The sequence below is a fragment of the Haemophilus sp. HMSC066D02 genome, from assembly GCF_001810545.1.
GTDB lineage: Bacteria > Pseudomonadota > Gammaproteobacteria > Enterobacterales > Pasteurellaceae > Haemophilus_D.
In genome coordinates, this window is the sequence record NZ_KV801804.1 from 190304 (window position 1) to 203181 (window position 12878).

The following is a 12878-nucleotide window of genomic DNA, read 5'->3' on the forward strand; positions in this document are numbered from 1 at the left end:
GTCTTAATACTGCTTAAAAGATCAGTTAATTTCACAAACGATCACATTTTTTAGTAGTAAAAATGGAAGTAAGAACTTACAATGCGCAAAATCTTACTACCATTTTATGAAATTCCTACCATGGCAAAAATCATCAAACAGCTAACCATTGCACAGGTAAACAACGCCAAAGCGGCGGAAAAGATCTATTATTTATTCGATGGGGAAGGGCTGAAACTTGTCGTCAAACCAAACGGGGTGAAAACGTGGGTGTTTAATTATAAACGGCCCTACACATTAAAACGCACTGAAAAAACCATCGGCACTTATCCCACTGTATCGCTTAAAGATGCTCGCCAAAAAGCACTTGAATTCCGCCAACTTTTAGCCAATAAGATTGACCCACACGAATTTGAGCGTAAACAAGCCATAGATGCACTAAAAGAACAACAAAGCACATTCGCCCATGTTGCAAATGAATGGTTGCTCTATCGTGCGAAAATCGGCAAAGAACAAGGCAATTACACAGATAAAACGAAAATTGATACAGAAAGACGTGTCAATGCCGCCATTGATTTAATTGGTGACGTGCCTTTCAAAGAATTGACCTTAAAACACGGCTTATCCGTGCTTGAACCGCATCGCCAATCAGGTGCAACGGCTGAATTGAAAAAGCGTTATTTGGTTTTAAAATCAATCGCAGAATATGCCGAACGTTTTGAATATTGGGAAAACAACAAATGGAAATATCTTGGCGATGATCTCCCTGCAGTGAATAAAAACAAACATCACCCGTCAATCCATTACAAAGCGTTACCAGAATTTATGATTAGCCTTGCACGGGCCAACATATCCCAAACAGTGCGACTTGCGATTTTGTGGGGATTGCTCAATGCCACAAGGGCGAGCGAAACTGTCAGCGCAAAATATTCTGACATCATCGAACACGAGAATTTACCGAATGGCAAAGTGTGGCAAGTGGAAATTTCAAAAGGCGGGAAAGGGGAGCGATTGCACCTTGTGCCATTAAGTAAACAGGCTGAAACCTTGCTTTCATACATCAAGCAACACGCAAACAAGGAATATTTGTTCCCGTCCACTTTATCAAAGGCGAGGAACGAAAAGCATATCAACAGCCAAACGCCGAATGAAGTAATTAAAACAATGGACGGCGGAAAATACAAAGGCACCATGACAAATCACGGCATACGGTCGTTATTCAGCAGCTATTGCAATGATAATCGCCTAGAACTAGGATTGGATAAAGAAGTCATCGAAATTTGCCTAAGCCATTTGAATTCCGATGAAATAAGAAACGCCTATAATCGGGCGGAATATCTTCCTTACAGATTAAAGACGTTTCAAGAATGGGCAAACTATGTTGAAAAATGTGCGAATGGTTTATTCAAAGAAATTATTGCCGACAAGTCTTAATGTATTCGTTCAAGTCGCTTTCCGCAATCTTGCGGGAGCGACCGAATTTATAAGACTTTAACTTGCCACTAGAAATCCAACGTTTCACGGTGGCTTCTGAACAAATGCCAGTCTGCACGATCTCTTTTATTGAAAAATAACGTTCCATTATAAATCACCTTCTTTCACAAACACGCCGTCAATCATACGCCCTTTGCGGTCTTTGATTTCATCCCATGCCGCTTGCACACAATCGTGTATATTTAAATCAAAATGATCTGTAACTTCTAACAGTTGAACAAAGCATGTCATAAAAAAAACACTAATATTTGCATGACTGCTTAACTCATGGCTTAAAAGATGCAACGCATACAATGAATTAATTAAATGATCTTCAATATCAACTTTATTGTTGCCGTATGGTTCAACAAATTCGGCAACTGCACCCGCTGAAAGCATTTCATCTTTCTTGCGTTGTGCGGCCAAAATCACCATCACCACAAAGCAATCCCCGATGCTATCTTTCACCACATCAATTTTATTTTTAGATACGCCACTGCATAGCTCCCCGAATTCTTCCATTAATTTAATGAATTGTTTTTTCGGTGTAGAACCTTCAATCAAATTGCGAGCTTCTGCCCAATTTTCGATATTTTTAATAAGTTGTGTTAATGTTGTCATTTAATGCCTCATTTGTGTTAATTTTGTCTATTGATAGTTGTTTTTTACTTTGCCGATTAAAAGAATCTAATTCATGTACTGTGCCATCATTATATAAAGCCAATCCACCCGCTTGTGGGTCATTTTCATTAAAATAAATAACTTGAATAAGTTCCTTAATTACAATCATGATATTTAACTTTAATCCTGCGGAATATCATTAAGTCTGAACCATTCACCACCTTCAAATTTTTCATCGGTAATTTGAATCCCTCTTTGCCATAAAGTACCATCATCACACAAAGCAATAATTTCTCCCATGTACCCATGGTTGCTCAAATTATTTGACATAGCTATTTGCACAATTTTTCTTACTGGCGAATTTACGCCATTAGATATCCGTTGCACTGATTGCTTTACTTTTATTGTTTTTTTCACTTTTTCCATAATTCACCTACATTTTCCCCAATCTTTCCCAAAATCCAGTCACTTTCTGACTAAATTTTTTCACAGAAAAGAGCGGGATTTTTTCTTCTTTGATGAAAACGTTGTCGTTTTCATAACAAATCCACTGAAAGTCATTAATCCGTAACCGTTTATGTTTGATTAATAGATCAATTTGTGAACGATTAATCATAAAACCGACAGGTAAAAGTGCATTTTTTACCTTTTGTTCAATTTCTGAACGGTTACAGTTACTGACACAAGTCCAAGCGTCGCTACGCTCCTTGTTTGTTTCGGTGGTCTCCGCATTGGCATCAGTTGCAACATCTGCCACTGTGCCTTTTTTGATAACCCAATTTTTAAGTTTTGTTCTTACGCTTGCAAAACTGAAACGATTTTTCACCCCCACAATTTTTTTTCTTGTTTCGCCGTATTGGTTCGGCTCGCTTTCTTCATATTCCACGCACAAAGGCTGATCTTCACGTTTAGCCATTGCGCCCCCTTGCAACTCTAAATAGCTTGCAAAACAAGACACATCACAAACTGCTTGCGCGTCTGCAATGGTCTTATCATCGACATCATCTAACTGCCATTTCTCTAATTTGCGTAATTCACGCCACACAGAAATTGGCGGATTACCGTAAAACTGGAATTGTCGGATGCCCCAAAGGTTCGCCCACGCACGCACACGTTGCACGTTTTCGTCTAGTTTCAATCCTTCCACTTCGTCCGATGTTTCGTCTTTCTGATTGCCCGCATAAATGTTTTTAGCAATGTATTTCGCAATATAAGAAACGGCAGAACCTTTTGCAGGGTCAATTTCATCTACTCTGCAGCGGTGTTTTTTCGCCCCGAATTCATCGCCGTCTAACTCTAAGGCTTTTGATTTGAATAAGCGGATCACTTCTTCTTTATCTTCTGCTTTCACATACACAAGCAAATGCCAGTGTGGTGTGGCGTCATGGTGCGGCTCAACGCCACGCATGCCAAAAAAGCCGATGCCACGTTTAGCAAACAATGCCCGCAACTGCGCCCAATTCTTGCTTAAATAAGCGTGCGTTGTGCGTGGGTCTGCACCTTTCCATTTCTTGTTATTTGTGCCGTTGTTGTGTGTCGCATGGAACGATGAAGGGGCGGTCATGGTTAAGAACAATGACACATAGCCTTTTTCAGTTGCCCATTCGTCCACGCCACGCAAGCGGTTCATCATCTCGTTAAAACGGATGGCGGGATTACCGGAAGATTTTTGCCACATTGCCATCAATTCCACCTGCTCGGATGGATCGTCAATGTTTTCAATAATCATCTGTTTTAAATATTCAAGATTGGCTTTTTGTTGATTGCGGTAATCGCTCAATGCACCTGTTGAAATGTAAGGGCTGACTTTTGCCGATACTTCACCACAACCAATCGCCAAATGCTCAATAAGGCGTTTTTGCGTGTTGCGTAATGTGCGGAACCAGTATTTTTCGCATACTACACGCAACAATTCGCCTTCTTGTTGTTGCACAGAAAGGCGTTTACCTTCTTCTAGGCGGTGTTGGCTTTTAAGTGGAAAGCCAATGTTTTTGCAAACATCAGCACAAAGGCGGTGCAGTTCACTGCTTAAACGTGAAAAATCGACCGCACTTAATAGCCCAACAGCTTTTTGATTGGCGCAATCTTCCACGAAATCGCTTTGCAATCCGTTGAAGTGCAAGGCGAGTTTATAGGCGATTTCTTTTAATTGGCGTTCGCCTAATAGATAAAAATGCAAGCCTTTACTATCCACAGGCTTTTGCATGGCCAAGTTGGCTGAATAGTGTTTGCGTTCAAGCAACCACGAAACAGAAATGCGATATTGCTCAAAAACGGCTTCCAAACGATTGGTCAAAACATCGCGTAAGGTTGTGTTTGCAATGCGGGCTTGTTTATTGCCTAAGCTAAAACTAATTGACCCATCATCTTTCACACTGCGATAAGCACGCAACCACACATTGCGGAAGTGTTCGCGTTGGCGTTTGCGCGGTAAATCTGAAAGCAGTTTTTCAACATAATCAAAATGATTCGGGGCAACCGCAAACAGCTCAATTTGTGCGGCTGTTGCTTGTGGCAAGTCTAAAGTGCGGTGAGTTTTTACCGCACTTTCCATTCTTGCCAAACGAGCTTCTTCCATCGCTGAATCACGTTTAGCGATGTTATTGTCTCGTTGTTGCTCCCAGTTCATCATTTTTATTTACCTTTTAAATATCTTCACCCAAATAGTTTTTAATTCTTATCCCTAACCATCTTATAATTGGCACCGCCATGCTGTTCCCAATGCTTTTATATCTAGGGCTGTCAGGGCAGTTAATGGCTTTTTTATTTCTGTATGGTATTTTTGTGTAATCGTCTGGAAATCCTTGTAATCTTTCGCACTCTTTTGGGGTTAGCTTTCTTATTGTGCTTGTATCAAATAAAAACACACATGGAACGTTATTCCCTCCAGTTCCCATTCTTGCTGTCAGGGTTGGAGTTTTATCTTTTTGCATTCTTATAACATCTGATCTATGAGCAATATCGAATAGCATCCCTCTATCTATTTGTCTTTTGTAATTATTGCCTCCATTGCTTCCCTTAATCTCTCTGGTATTAGTTTCTTTTTTTCTTTCGATCTTCTCAAAATGCTTTCCAGTGTTGTTTTGCTCAATAAGTATTTGTGCGACACTTCGTTTTCTAGAACTTGCCACAAGGAACACTCTCTTTCGTCTTTGGGCGAGTCCGAAATGTTGAGCGTCGAGTGTTCGCCATGTAATGGTTCTTGCTGAATGCACATAACCAGCGTTTGACCATTTTCCCCTTGGTGGCTGAAGTGGCTTATTTTCTTTACACAATCCAGCCAAAAAATATCCAAAGGCGTTGTCCTTTGTTGATAATACTCCCGGCACGTTTTCCCATAATAAGACGCATGGCTTCTTCCCTTGTTTTTCTCTAACATGATCTATTGCCTCTAAAATTTTGATTAAAATTAACGTAAGATTACCGCGATCATCATTTAGAGATTTTCTCTCTCCTGCGATGCTGAATGCTTGGCATGGTGTTCCAGCCACTATCACATCAGGAGCTTGAATATCTCCGTTAATGATTTTCCCTTCTAGTCCTTTCATATCGCCAACATTTTGGATATTCGGGAAGTGATGGTTTAAAACTGCACATGGGAATGGCTCGATTTCACTAAACCACACTGGTTTCCCCACTCCAGATAAAGCTATCGATGCTGCTTCAATCCCTGAACAAATTGAACCAAAAGAAAATTTATTCATAAATATCCCTATCGTGTTGCTAAATATTCGTTGTGTTGGTCAAAGTAATCTTTAATGGCTTGATTGGTTGAGTTGATCGCACTTTCCATTTCAGTGAGTGAAAGCACTTCATATTGTGCTAAGGCAAAGTTGCGGACTTCATTCACTGCACCAATGATGGTGTTATGTAATCGCCCAATCACTCTGGCTTTTTGTTTTCGCCAACCGTCACTATCAGCGACAATCTCTAATACTTGAAAGCGGTCGCCAATCTTGGTGATTTGCAATTCCGCGCCGCAATCTAAATTGATGTAAATGTCAGTATTCATTTTGTTTTCTCCTTAAAAGTGCTTGCTTATCCAACTTGCCAACCAACACAAGGCGGCATCTAATAAGGCGGCGGCCATAAAACAGCCCAACATCACCACCGCTAATCCAATGAAGAAATCACTCATTGCCTTTCTCCAAAAAATCCTTGAAATCTAACTGTCTGCTTTTTCTTACCTTGATTGCGCCTGTATCAATGGCGGCTTTAAAACAACGATCTGCACGTGCAAAGCACCAATCTTCATCCTGTGTACTTGGTGCTAACTGATAGGCTTTGCGCCAAAATTGTGCGGCTTTTAAAAATTGCTCTGCACGTTCTGCTTCTGCTGCCGTTTCGCTTGCCGTTCTAAAGGCGATGAATTTTGTTCTCATGCTGTTTTTCTCCGTGGATTGGCTTGCCATTGCTCCCAATCTCTGTATTTTTGTAAAAAGATTTGGCGTGCTTTTGTCGCCAAGTCGCCGTTTTCAATAAATTCATTAAATGCTTGTCTTGCTTGCTCTTCATCGCCTTTGTCTAAGTGATAGATGTAAGCGAATAATTTTTCCTGTGCCTTATCGAGTTTTTGATAATATTCCTTTTCCACAATGCTCAATGCGCCACGGCTTAAAATAACGGTTGCCATACTTCCCCCTAATTCAATGCTTTATCAATCAATGTGAATTCGCGTTCGGTAATGCCTTTCGGAAACATTCCCGAAATCAACCGCACTTTGCGAAACGCCTTGGCGATTTTGCGTTGTCCGTTTTCGGTGTAGTGGTGTAGTTTCTCGCCTGAAAATGTGGTGCTAACTAAATCATTGATGTCGAGTTCTGCCATTGCCAACAGGATTTCTCTTTCGCCTTGTGAAAGGTTGCTGAAAGCGTATTCCACGCGATAGCGACTTTTGCCGATAACGTGGCGGCAATCGCCCCAACTTTGCACCTGTTCAACCGCAATTTGATTTTCTTTGCAGAATTTTGCTGCCGCACTTTCTTTGCCTGAAACGTACATCACACGCCCCCTTGCTTATTTGCCTTGAACCCAACTTAACCAACGACCAAACATTCCTTGCTTGTTCCAACTGGCTTTTTCAAGCAGTGCCGCACGGTCGGAAAGTGTTTCATTCAATAGCACTTGTTGTTTGTTTAATTCTGCTTGATGATTAATGTGACGGCTGATGATTTGAATTTGCGTTTCCAACTTTTTCACACGTTTTTCTAACTCCCAGACATTCACACGTCCTTTGCGTGTTTTGCCGTTGTCGTAGGTGTAATCATTTTTTGCCATTTGCTTGGTCTCCCTGAATTTTGGTTGCAAAAATCCTATCGCATGAATTTCTTCAAACGACAGGCTTTAAATTAATGTTTAAAAATTAAGAATTAATCGGTTGGAATTTCGACTTGTCGAGTGTCCGTCTCGTCTAATGGCTTATTGCCTAACATGGCTTGCTGATTGGTTTCAAAGCTTGCTGTTTCGACTTCTACAATCTCACTGATCACTTTAAAACGACACTCACGACAGCCACTGCAATAGCCAAATGTTTGCGTGGTTAACTTTGATAATCTTTCTGAGGTTCGCACATAGATATTTTCTGAACCGCATTTCGGGCATTTAACATTAACTTTCACTTTTTCCACCTTTTGTTATACTCAAACCATTTACTTGATAAATGAAGGAATCACCATGCAAGACCAAATTATTTCCAGCTCCAACGCCAGTAATCTTCCCCCATCTCCGCTTGCACAGCTTTTTGCAGCGTGGCGATTTCCTCCCGAACTTGAACCAACTGCTTTCTTGTCAATGCTCGCTTTAGTTTCCGCAATGCAAGTGAGTCCGAATCCTGCTCATCGGTTAAAAGTAGCAACTGATCAATTTCATCTGCTATTTCCAAGAGTGAACGAAGCCCAGCGTTTTTTTGAACAGAAGTTAAAGCAAGCCCTAGCTTATCTGCTGGAACAAAACCAACCATCAGCGGCATTGGCGTTGTTGAAGGCTTACCGCCAACTTCCGCAGTTTGCGGATTCTGAAATTCAGCTTGTTTTGACATCTCAAATACCTTATGAATGGCGCGAAACTTTTCAGAAGTTTCTATGATTGAACCACAACATTGGCAGCGGAAGTATTTAAGATCTTTGTCGGCAAGATGCAGATCAAGACTTCCGCAGTTTAGGCATCGAAAATTTAAACCCATACACACCACCTTTTCTATTTAACTGTTTCTAATCACTGCCCAATCCACATCAGGGCGTAAATCTTCGGCTCTTACTTTGCCTTCTGTTGCTTTGATAATGGCGGGAATATATTTCACATCCATTTTTCCACCGCAAAGCCACTTAAGCACCGCTGTTTGGCTCACTCCGCAAGCTCTCGCAAGGGAAGATTGCCCGTTGCAAAGTGCGACTGCTTGTTTAATTCCTTTCATAAAATCACCTATAAAACTAAAGTTTGAAATATATTAATCTGAAAGTTTTAATATTGCAATAACTTTTTTGATGATATTTTATAACTTAGGTTTTAAACTATCACACCAAAGGAGAAAAAATGCCTGATTTATCTACACGCTTTAAAACTTTACTTTACGAAAAACATCTTTCAATGAATGCTTTTGCAAAGATGATTGGAGTTTCTCAACCATCAATCGCGAAGATTGCAAACGGTGAAACAAGAAACCCTAAAAATATTTTAGAAATTGCGACCGCACTTAATGTGGACCCGCATTGGCTAAAAACAGGTGAGGGCGACCCTGACCCGTCTTATCGCATTGTAGAAGTGAGCGAACCGCAAAACCCAAACACAGTGCGGATTGATATTTTGGACGTGGAAGCGAGTGCCGGAAACGGGGCATATTTAAGCCCAACCGAACAAGGCTTGCTTTCACAAGAATTTGATTTAACGTTCTTCCGTCAACAATTTGGACGTGCTGATGCAAAACATTTGAAGTTGATCACAGTGAAAGGGGATAGCATGGCGCCAACCCTTGAAAGCGGTGATTTGCTTTACGTGGATATTTCCGAAAATTACTTTGCCGCCGATGGTCTTTATGTTTTCACCTTTGACGGCCAAACATTCGTCAAGCGTTTGCAAAAAGTGGGAAAAGAAATGCTCGTCATTTCCGACAACCCAACCTACAAAGAATGGACGTTCACGCAAGATGACGATGTTTTTATCCACGGCAGGGTAATATTCAGCATGCCGATGAAGTGGCGGAAGTGGTGATTTATTTTAATAAAACAAACCTAAGGGGAGTTTGGTTATGCAATATGAATATAAAATGATTCAAGCTGCGCCACATATTATTGCGCAAAGAAAGAATATTCAAACTGCAGCAGCAGACTATTTACAAGAACTGGTGAATGAACAGGCTAGATTAGGTTGGGAGTTTTTCAGGATAGATGATTTTTCTACTGAAGAAGCTGCAGGGTGCTTTTCAGGTGGTAAAACAACATCCAAGATTCATAAAGTTATCACTTTTAGACGTGAAAAAAATGACTAATGGCTTGGCTTAGTATTCAACTTATTTTACTTTATCAATATCTTGCACCGCAAAAAATTCGTGATGCCTGTCGGTTTGAACCGAGCTGTTCAAACTATGCAATTTTAGCCTTGCGGAAATATGGTTTCTTTCGTGGCTGGCAGATGGCAATCAATCGGCTAAAGCGGTGCAAATACCCGAATGGTGGTGAAGATTACCCTTAACGTGTATCCACTGTTCGTTTTTCAGTATCACTATAAAATTTGGACAACCTAAGAAAATGAAAATCGACCGCACTTTGCAAAATGAAGTTCTGCATTTTTTAAAATCGCATTATGACATTTTTATTGAAGAACGCTTAATTTATGCCACTTGTATTGACGGCATTGAATGCCCTGATCTAAGTGATCAGTTTGAGCTATTCTTAAAAATAAAAGTGGACATGCCAACACTCAAACACTTGCGAGAGAATTTGATTTATTTAAGTGAGCATGGATTACTAGAGCAAAAAGGCTCTAGCTACCGCATCACGCACACAGGCATTGATTTTATAGAAGATGACGGTGGATTATCCGCTATTTTGAATGTATCCACCGTAAAACTGCACCCTAGTTCAGTGGAATTGCTCATCTCTGTGATTGATGGTTCAAGCCTAAACCCGAGCGATAAGCAGAAAATGATTGATCAACTAAAATCGCTTCCTGCCGATTCCATAAAACAAATCCTGACTGAATTAGTGAATAAGGGAGTTGGCTATTTGCCTGCATTATTTGCATCATTTTATATGTAGTATAGCCACGCTCAGTGCCGCTTTTTTCTAGTACAGCCACGCCAATGTTTTTGCCTAAGTCTAAGCAAAGGCCATCGGCTTGGCTGTCTATATTAAAAAATGTGCCATTTGTGTGAAAAACTACGCTTTTTACGATTCCCATTTTATTTTACCTCTTTCTTAATTTTGATTTCTTCATCTTCTACTTTCAATTCGCATTCAATTTGACTGGTAAATCCGCCATCTGAAAGATTGTGCGTTACTCTTGTGATCAGCCAATTTGTTGCATCAATTTCGGCTTTAAAGCCTGAAAGTTCAATCGGCGTTTCTGGCATTAAATCAGGTTCACCAAAGGCGAGATTAAGGCTAAAAGTTGCCACGCCACGTTTTAGCTTATCAAAGGCGGATTTTGCGGCGGTAATGGCGGTTTTTTCGCTTGCATAGGTGTGTCGCAGTGATTTTATTTGAGAACTGTCACTTGTAATGGGTTCTTGTTGCTCAATTTCGTTGTATTTGCGTTTACTTAATCGTCTGCCTTTTACAGTGCCGTTTTTCAGCGTTCTGCCTTTCGTCATTCGCTGTTTTTTCACAATCTTGGTGTTTTCATCAACTGTCACTTCGCCACGCTTGCCGCTGTCCGTATCGTGCCAATACGCCCGCACGGCTTTGTAGTTTTCACTTTCAGCAATGGAAAAATTGTAGTTGTCGCCATTCTTGCGGATGATTTTACGCAGTGGAATATCTTTCCCTGTGGCGGTTTTTCCTTTGCCTAATGGCATAAAGAGCAACGTGCCATTTTTCACCGTACACATTGCCCCGTGTTCTTCCGCAAGGCGTGTCAGCAAATTGATGTCGCTTTCGTTGGTTTGGTCGATGTGGTCGATTAAGCGGCTTGCAAGCTCTTTGCCACTTGGCTTTTGAGCTTGTTCCCCTGTGCAATTTCGTTGACGATTTCGCCCAATTTCTTTTGATGAAATGACCGCTCTTTCTGTTCAGTGAACGTGCCTTTTAAATCTGCGGCTCTTGCCCGAATGGTGAGCTTATCAGCAGATGATGCGCCGCCAGAAAACTGCACTTCATCGACCGAATATTTCCCTTTGTCAATCAGCGGTGCGCCTTTCCAACCAATTGCAAGGCTGATTGTGGCATTGCGTGGCGGCAAAGCCAATTTGCCGTCATGGTCGGATAATTCTAAGTCGAGCGTGTCCGCTTCCAGTCCGCGATTATCGGTTAAAGACAAGTTGATCAGACGGCTTGATACCACTTGCGTGATGTCTTGCTGTTTGTTGTCTTTCGTGATGATCACCACTTTAAAAGCGGGGGTGCGGTGATTGTCGTTAAAATCTAAGCCTAACATTACAGATTACTCATTAAACTGTCTGCAATGGCAATCAACATCGGATCGTCAGTGCGTTTAAGGTTCATCGTGAAGTCAATGGCACGGGGTGCGCCATCACCAAAGAATTCTGTGCGGGTTTCTTGGATGTTTTCAATCACAAAAAAGCCGATAATCTCAAAAGTTGCACCATCAATCAGCGGAAATGCACCGCCACTGTCCGCCATTAATTCCAACGCTTTAATGGAAAATCTGCCGCCCGTGATTTCAGGGATAAGTCGCCCGCCGATTGTCACGGTTTCGCTTTCCTTACCGGTGAATTGTGATTTCGGCATCGCACCCACAATCGCATTGGTTGGATGTCGCCACGTTGATGTGCGGTCTAAGCTTTGGAAAGGCACGGTTTGCCGTGTAAAAACGAACATCCCAAGTGCGGCTAAAGCAAAGTTTTGAAACATGCTAGCGTTCCTTTACGTGTAGTTGGATAAATGTTAATGCAATGGCAATGGCAATAATCCAACCCCAACCATTAATGTTGTGATACATCAAAAACGCGGCGCAAACTGTTGCGGTGATAATTGATAAAAAATAGAAAAAGAAGATTAAAATCGTGGCCATAATTATTCCTAAAGAAAAGTACGGTCAAAAAATCCCGTGATTTCTGACCGCACTTGGTGAGTTAGCGAATGAGAAAGGCAATGCCGAAAATCACAAGCAACCAAAATGAGATGGAAAGAATAAAGATTCCACGCCATACAATATGCCGTGGCATATTTAATACATAATCAATCATTTTCTGTTTCATTTCGTTCCCTTGCTTTTTCTCGCCATGTCATCAATTCGGCAAATGTCATTTGCTCAAAGGCTTGTGGTTGCCAATGGAAAATTAATGCAATGTCCGCCATGGCATCTTCTACCGTGGCGGCTATCATTATTCGGTCGCTTCCGCTTCCGAATTCTTCCCTAAAAAACCGACAGCCACCGCCGCAAGCTCGGTGAAGTCTGCCACTTCCATTGTTGAGAAGTCAGATTTGTGCAATACCGGATTTGTCACGCGAGTGAGCAACACTTGCAATGCGTCCACGTCCATTTGCAACACGTCAAACATTTTTAAGCCTTTTAATGCCGGCACGGTGGGTTTGTTGACGGTGATTTCAGTGATTTTGTTTTCTCCACGCACAAGTGGATTAGTTAATGTGATCACTTTGCTGTTTTCGTTTTTCATGATTTCTACCTTT

At 41.2% G+C, this 12878-nt stretch carries 24 protein-coding genes and 1 pseudogene; 5 read left to right on the forward strand and 20 right to left on the reverse strand.

The features are described from left to right. Window positions 1–81: 81 nt before the first annotated feature. Window positions 82–1413, forward strand: coding sequence for an integrase arm-type DNA-binding domain-containing protein (locus tag HMPREF2750_RS01115; RefSeq protein ID WP_070582248.1), 1332 nt, complete (start codon window positions 82–84; stop codon window positions 1411–1413). Here HMPREF2750_RS01115 and HMPREF2750_RS01120 read toward each other — a convergent pair. From HMPREF2750_RS01120 to HMPREF2750_RS01185, 14 genes are all read right to left on the reverse strand, one after another. After that, window positions 1394–1561, reverse strand: coding sequence for a helix-turn-helix domain-containing protein (locus HMPREF2750_RS01120; protein WP_049367448.1), 168 nt, complete (start codon window positions 1559–1561; stop codon window positions 1394–1396). The genes HMPREF2750_RS01115 and HMPREF2750_RS01120 overlap by 20 nt on opposite strands. Further along, window positions 1561–2073 carry a MazG-like family protein gene (locus HMPREF2750_RS01125; RefSeq protein WP_070582249.1) on the reverse strand — a complete coding sequence of 171 codons (513 nt, stop codon included), beginning with the start codon at window positions 2071–2073 and terminating at the stop codon, window positions 1561–1563. Before HMPREF2750_RS01125 ends, HMPREF2750_RS01120 begins: the two co-directional genes overlap by 1 nt. Further along, a complete protein-coding gene (locus HMPREF2750_RS01130) occupies window positions 2048–2242 on the reverse strand; it encodes a hypothetical protein (RefSeq protein WP_049372663.1) in 195 nt (64 codons plus the stop codon). Before HMPREF2750_RS01130 ends, HMPREF2750_RS01125 begins: the two co-directional genes overlap by 26 nt. An 11-nt stretch (window positions 2243–2253) precedes the next feature. Then, window positions 2254–2499, reverse strand: coding sequence for a hypothetical protein (locus HMPREF2750_RS01135; RefSeq protein WP_070582250.1), 246 nt, complete (start codon window positions 2497–2499; stop codon window positions 2254–2256). Between the two features lie 7 nt (window positions 2500–2506). Then, the gene (locus HMPREF2750_RS01140) at window positions 2507–4705 is read right to left on the reverse strand and encodes a replication endonuclease (protein ID WP_070582251.1); all 2199 of its coding nucleotides are present in this window, start codon (window positions 4703–4705) and stop codon (window positions 2507–2509) included. 13 nt (window positions 4706–4718) lie between these two features. Then, window positions 4719–5777 carry a DNA cytosine methyltransferase gene (locus tag HMPREF2750_RS01145; protein WP_070582252.1) on the reverse strand — a complete coding sequence of 353 codons (1059 nt, stop codon included), beginning with the start codon at window positions 5775–5777 and terminating at the stop codon, window positions 4719–4721. 8 nt (window positions 5778–5785) lie between these two features. Next, window positions 5786–6085 carry a hypothetical protein gene (locus HMPREF2750_RS01150; protein WP_070582253.1) on the reverse strand — a complete coding sequence of 100 codons (300 nt, stop codon included), beginning with the start codon at window positions 6083–6085 and terminating at the stop codon, window positions 5786–5788. Window positions 6086–6203: 118 nt separating this feature from the next. Continuing rightward, window positions 6204–6455, reverse strand: coding sequence for an ANR family transcriptional regulator (locus HMPREF2750_RS01155; protein WP_070582254.1), 252 nt, complete (start codon window positions 6453–6455; stop codon window positions 6204–6206). Next, the gene (locus HMPREF2750_RS01160; RefSeq protein ID WP_070582255.1) at window positions 6452–6706 is read right to left on the reverse strand and encodes a hypothetical protein; all 255 of its coding nucleotides are present in this window, start codon (window positions 6704–6706) and stop codon (window positions 6452–6454) included. The genes HMPREF2750_RS01155 and HMPREF2750_RS01160 overlap by 4 nt, the downstream gene beginning before the upstream one ends. A gap of 8 nt (window positions 6707–6714) precedes the next feature. Further along, window positions 6715–7074 carry a hypothetical protein gene (locus HMPREF2750_RS01165; RefSeq protein ID WP_070582256.1) on the reverse strand — a complete coding sequence of 120 codons (360 nt, stop codon included), beginning with the start codon at window positions 7072–7074 and terminating at the stop codon, window positions 6715–6717. Between the two features lie 15 nt (window positions 7075–7089). Further along, the gene (locus HMPREF2750_RS01170) at window positions 7090–7350 is read right to left on the reverse strand and encodes a hypothetical protein (protein ID WP_070582257.1); all 261 of its coding nucleotides are present in this window, start codon (window positions 7348–7350) and stop codon (window positions 7090–7092) included. A 92-nt stretch (window positions 7351–7442) separates the two neighbouring features. Beyond that, entirely contained in the window at window positions 7443–7691 is a 249-nt protein-coding gene (locus HMPREF2750_RS01175; RefSeq protein WP_070582258.1) for an ogr/Delta-like zinc finger family protein, read from the reverse strand. A 68-nt stretch (window positions 7692–7759) separates the two neighbouring features. Beyond that, entirely contained in the window at window positions 7760–8254 is a 495-nt protein-coding gene (locus tag HMPREF2750_RS01180) for a hypothetical protein (RefSeq protein WP_070582259.1), read from the reverse strand. Window positions 8255–8272: 18 nt separating this feature from the next. After that, window positions 8273–8485 (reverse strand): helix-turn-helix domain-containing protein, encoded by a 213-nt coding sequence (locus HMPREF2750_RS01185; RefSeq protein ID WP_014064343.1) that lies wholly within the window; start codon window positions 8483–8485, stop codon window positions 8273–8275. Between the two features lie 119 nt (window positions 8486–8604). Between HMPREF2750_RS01185 and HMPREF2750_RS01190 the strand changes: the two genes are divergently transcribed. Genes HMPREF2750_RS01190 through HMPREF2750_RS01205 form a run of 4 tightly spaced genes read left to right on the forward strand, consistent with a single transcriptional unit; the run spans window position 8605 to window position 10325 of the window. Then, window positions 8605–9279, forward strand: coding sequence for an XRE family transcriptional regulator (locus HMPREF2750_RS01190; RefSeq protein WP_070582260.1), 675 nt, complete (start codon window positions 8605–8607; stop codon window positions 9277–9279). Between the two features lie 37 nt (window positions 9280–9316). Continuing rightward, window positions 9317–9556, forward strand: a complete 240-nt coding sequence (locus tag HMPREF2750_RS01195; protein ID WP_070582261.1) for a DUF4177 domain-containing protein — start codon at window positions 9317–9319, stop codon at window positions 9554–9556. After that, window positions 9556–9759, forward strand: a complete 204-nt coding sequence (gene yidD / locus HMPREF2750_RS01200; protein ID WP_070582262.1) for a membrane protein insertion efficiency factor YidD — start codon at window positions 9556–9558, stop codon at window positions 9757–9759. Before HMPREF2750_RS01195 ends, yidD begins: the two co-directional genes overlap by 1 nt. A 56-nt stretch (window positions 9760–9815) precedes the next feature. After that, window positions 9816–10325: a hypothetical protein gene (locus HMPREF2750_RS01205; protein WP_070582263.1), complete on the forward strand. Its 510-nt coding sequence runs from the start codon at window positions 9816–9818 to the stop codon at window positions 10323–10325. Window positions 10326–10468: 143 nt separating this feature from the next. Here the strand turns inward: HMPREF2750_RS01205 and HMPREF2750_RS01210 are convergent. The 6 genes and pseudogenes from HMPREF2750_RS01210 to HMPREF2750_RS01225 all read right to left on the reverse strand — a co-directional run bounded on the left by HMPREF2750_RS01210 (window position 10469) and on the right by HMPREF2750_RS01225 (window position 12865). Further along, a pseudogene (locus tag HMPREF2750_RS01210) lies at window positions 10469–11661 on the reverse strand (phage late control D family protein). Next, entirely contained in the window at window positions 11661–12098 is a 438-nt protein-coding gene (locus HMPREF2750_RS01215; protein WP_005700061.1) for a phage tail protein, read from the reverse strand. The pseudogene HMPREF2750_RS01210 and the gene HMPREF2750_RS01215 overlap by 1 nt, the downstream one beginning before the upstream one ends. Before the next feature lies 1 nt (window position 12099). Beyond that, window positions 12100–12258, reverse strand: a complete 159-nt coding sequence (locus tag HMPREF2750_RS10005; protein WP_186821564.1) for a hypothetical protein — start codon at window positions 12256–12258, stop codon at window positions 12100–12102. Between the two features lie 61 nt (window positions 12259–12319). Further along, window positions 12320–12445 (reverse strand): hypothetical protein, encoded by a 126-nt coding sequence (locus HMPREF2750_RS10110; RefSeq protein ID WP_261660549.1) that lies wholly within the window; start codon window positions 12443–12445, stop codon window positions 12320–12322. Next, the gene (locus HMPREF2750_RS01220; RefSeq protein WP_005700138.1) at window positions 12426–12572 is read right to left on the reverse strand and encodes a GpE family phage tail protein; all 147 of its coding nucleotides are present in this window, start codon (window positions 12570–12572) and stop codon (window positions 12426–12428) included. Before HMPREF2750_RS01220 ends, HMPREF2750_RS10110 begins: the two co-directional genes overlap by 20 nt. Continuing rightward, entirely contained in the window at window positions 12572–12865 is a 294-nt protein-coding gene (locus tag HMPREF2750_RS01225; protein WP_007242702.1) for a phage tail assembly protein, read from the reverse strand. Before HMPREF2750_RS01225 ends, HMPREF2750_RS01220 begins: the two co-directional genes overlap by 1 nt. Between the last annotated feature and the right edge of the window lie 13 nt (window positions 12866–12878).

Coding starts and splice junctions, on each gene's coding strand:
- HMPREF2750_RS01120 (WP_049367448.1), bottom strand. CDS start 1,561: ATGGAACGTTATTTTTCAATAAAAGAGATCGTGCAGACTGGCATTTGT.
- HMPREF2750_RS10005 (WP_186821564.1), bottom strand. CDS start 12,258: ATGGCCACGATTTTAATCTTCTTTTTCTATTTTTTATCAATTATCACC.
- HMPREF2750_RS01215 (WP_005700061.1), bottom strand. CDS start 12,098: ATGTTTCAAAACTTTGCTTTAGCCGCACTTGGGATGTTCGTTTTTACA.
- HMPREF2750_RS01205 (WP_070582263.1), top strand. CDS start 9,816: ATGAAAATCGACCGCACTTTGCAAAATGAAGTTCTGCATTTTTTAAAA.
- HMPREF2750_RS01140 (WP_070582251.1), bottom strand. CDS start 4,705: ATGATGAACTGGGAGCAACAACGAGACAATAACATCGCTAAACGTGAT.
- yidD (WP_070582262.1), top strand. CDS start 9,556: ATGGCTTGGCTTAGTATTCAACTTATTTTACTTTATCAATATCTTGCA.
- HMPREF2750_RS01160 (WP_070582255.1), bottom strand. CDS start 6,706: ATGGCAACCGTTATTTTAAGCCGTGGCGCATTGAGCATTGTGGAAAAG.
- HMPREF2750_RS01170 (WP_070582257.1), bottom strand. CDS start 7,350: ATGGCAAAAAATGATTACACCTACGACAACGGCAAAACACGCAAAGGA.
- HMPREF2750_RS01145 (WP_070582252.1), bottom strand. CDS start 5,777: ATGAATAAATTTTCTTTTGGTTCAATTTGTTCAGGGATTGAAGCAGCA.
- HMPREF2750_RS01185 (WP_014064343.1), bottom strand. CDS start 8,485: ATGAAAGGAATTAAACAAGCAGTCGCACTTTGCAACGGGCAATCTTCC.
- HMPREF2750_RS01225 (WP_007242702.1), bottom strand. CDS start 12,865: ATGAAAAACGAAAACAGCAAAGTGATCACATTAACTAATCCACTTGTG.
- HMPREF2750_RS10110 (WP_261660549.1), bottom strand. CDS start 12,445: ATGAAACAGAAAATGATTGATTATGTATTAAATATGCCACGGCATATT.
- HMPREF2750_RS01135 (WP_070582250.1), bottom strand. CDS start 2,499: ATGGAAAAAGTGAAAAAAACAATAAAAGTAAAGCAATCAGTGCAACGG.
- HMPREF2750_RS01125 (WP_070582249.1), bottom strand. CDS start 2,073: ATGACAACATTAACACAACTTATTAAAAATATCGAAAATTGGGCAGAA.
- HMPREF2750_RS01180 (WP_070582259.1), bottom strand. CDS start 8,254: ATGGGTTTAAATTTTCGATGCCTAAACTGCGGAAGTCTTGATCTGCAT.
- HMPREF2750_RS01220 (WP_005700138.1), bottom strand. CDS start 12,572: ATGATAGCCGCCACGGTAGAAGATGCCATGGCGGACATTGCATTAATT.
- HMPREF2750_RS01150 (WP_070582253.1), bottom strand. CDS start 6,085: ATGAATACTGACATTTACATCAATTTAGATTGCGGCGCGGAATTGCAA.
- HMPREF2750_RS01165 (WP_070582256.1), bottom strand. CDS start 7,074: ATGTACGTTTCAGGCAAAGAAAGTGCGGCAGCAAAATTCTGCAAAGAA.
- HMPREF2750_RS01195 (WP_070582261.1), top strand. CDS start 9,317: ATGCAATATGAATATAAAATGATTCAAGCTGCGCCACATATTATTGCG.
- HMPREF2750_RS01130 (WP_049372663.1), bottom strand. CDS start 2,242: ATGATTGTAATTAAGGAACTTATTCAAGTTATTTATTTTAATGAAAAT.
- HMPREF2750_RS01115 (WP_070582248.1), top strand. CDS start 82: ATGCGCAAAATCTTACTACCATTTTATGAAATTCCTACCATGGCAAAA.
- HMPREF2750_RS01155 (WP_070582254.1), bottom strand. CDS start 6,455: ATGAGAACAAAATTCATCGCCTTTAGAACGGCAAGCGAAACGGCAGCA.
- HMPREF2750_RS01190 (WP_070582260.1), top strand. CDS start 8,605: ATGCCTGATTTATCTACACGCTTTAAAACTTTACTTTACGAAAAACAT.